At 28.4% G+C, this 1,467-nt stretch carries 3 protein-coding genes; all 3 read right to left on the reverse strand.

Annotated elements, in window-relative coordinates; translation table 11 throughout:
• Positions 1–215: 215 nt before the first annotated feature.
• The 3 genes from B9N71_RS12320 to B9N71_RS12325 all read right to left on the reverse strand — a co-directional run bounded on the left by B9N71_RS12320 (position 216) and on the right by B9N71_RS12325 (position 1,215).
• Positions 216–488 carry an immunity protein TriTu family protein gene (locus B9N71_RS12320; RefSeq protein WP_085166111.1) on the reverse strand — a complete coding sequence of 91 codons (273 nt, stop codon included), beginning with the start codon at positions 486–488 and terminating at the stop codon, positions 216–218.
• Between the two features lie 147 nt (positions 489–635).
• The gene (locus B9N71_RS13140; RefSeq protein ID WP_167370119.1) at positions 636–797 is read right to left on the reverse strand and encodes a TreTu family toxin; all 162 of its coding nucleotides are present in this window, start codon (positions 795–797) and stop codon (positions 636–638) included.
• Between the two features lie 100 nt (positions 798–897).
• Positions 898–1,215, reverse strand: a complete 318-nt coding sequence (locus B9N71_RS12325) for a hypothetical protein (RefSeq protein WP_085166112.1) — start codon at positions 1,213–1,215, stop codon at positions 898–900.
• Between the last annotated feature and the right edge of the window lie 252 nt (positions 1,216–1,467).

Here is a 1,467-nt window from a genome sequence, read left to right on the forward strand (position 1 = left end):
CACACCTAGATGGTTGGCAAGTTCGCTGATAGAAAGGTGTGCATTAGATAACGCATAATCCACTGATTGTTGTTTGAATTCGATACTAAATTTTTTGACCATGATATTTGTCTCCTATGATTTTTGTTTATATCATAGAGGCAACTTTTGTCCACTTTTTTGGCGAGGATCAATCCAATAAAATCTTTAATAATATAAATGTGTAGAAATATATTTTAATTTTTTATATTTAAATAATCTGAAAAAATTCTAAATATAGATAGCAATTCATCAAATGAAGTAAATTCATTCCTTTTATTAATTTTAAATTGATCAGTATTTAAATCTACTATTTCGGACATACAACTTAAATCATCCCAAACAGTAAATCGGGCAATATAAATATCATTTTCAAAATCGATAACGATACTTTCTGATAAATCATTTTGATGATAATCAGAAGAGTAGTTAGTATTTTTAGATATCCAAAATTTAAATTTATTTAACATTTTGATTGTATTTTTACATTAATTTTTTCTATCTTAACACGAATGTTACTTGCTTTAGGCATTTCAGGCACAAGAAATCCTTTACTTTACGCTAAGCCTTCTAAACAATTTAATCCTACTTTTTTGCCCATCTTTCATTTGAAGGAGTTATAAATTTTTTAAAAATATCAAATCCAACATATAAAACTCCATTTTTGCTTGTTTACCAAAAGCATTAACATCTGCATGATAAGCCACATGAGTTGTTCCTGTTATACTTCGTAATACTTTATCGCTATCTACCATTTTTTGATATTCTACTGATCCCATCCTTCGTCTAGCTGTAACTAATGACAGTCCTTACAATCCACCCAAGTCAATCCATTAGATGCATAGTGGTATGTCCACAATTTCATATATAAATACTAATCTATTTATTTAATCTGTTTATATCTATTCCTATCCATGATAATTCATTTGTATCTACATACCTGTTCTGGGGATCAATATATCGAGGTAGCAACAAATCCTTTGCGGCATAATAATATAAAATAGTTATAATATTTTTTTGTATTTCTTTTAAAGCTTCCTTATTCTCGCAACCAGTAAATATGTAAATATCTTTATCACTACAATTATCTAAGACATAGTTAATACATGACTCATAAATCATTAACCCATCTTCAGAGATATCAATATGGAATTGATTCACGGTTCCTGAAGGATTTATATGTTCTAATAAATACATTTTTTCTCCCTAAAACTTCACATAATCATCAAATATATTTTTGAACTCACCAAGTTCACTTTGCGTTAATCTCTGCCACCAGTTAGTATTTCGATTTATTCTATGCTGAACATTTTTCTTAGATATATCTTTTATCTAAGTAATAATTGATCTTTGCAAAAAATTAGACAGTACACACCTATATCATTTTGTTTTTTGGTAAAATTATTGTTCATATTGCTGCGGCAATATCCAGCCATTGGCTGAATGACG

It is taken from the genome of Gilliamella bombi (assembly GCF_900103255.1).
Lineage (GTDB): Bacteria > Pseudomonadota > Gammaproteobacteria > Enterobacterales > Orbaceae > Gilliamella > Gilliamella bombi.

What these genes read in the sequence shown, in the direction of transcription:
- B9N71_RS12325 (WP_085166112.1), bottom strand. Translation starts at nt 1,215, where the DNA reads ATGTATTTATTAGAACATATAAATCCTTCAGGAACCGTGAATCAATTC.
- B9N71_RS12320 (WP_085166111.1), bottom strand. Translation starts at nt 488, where the DNA reads ATGTTAAATAAATTTAAATTTTGGATATCTAAAAATACTAACTACTCT.
- B9N71_RS13140 (WP_167370119.1), bottom strand. Translation starts at nt 797, where the DNA reads ATGGGATCAGTAGAATATCAAAAAATGGTAGATAGCGATAAAGTATTA.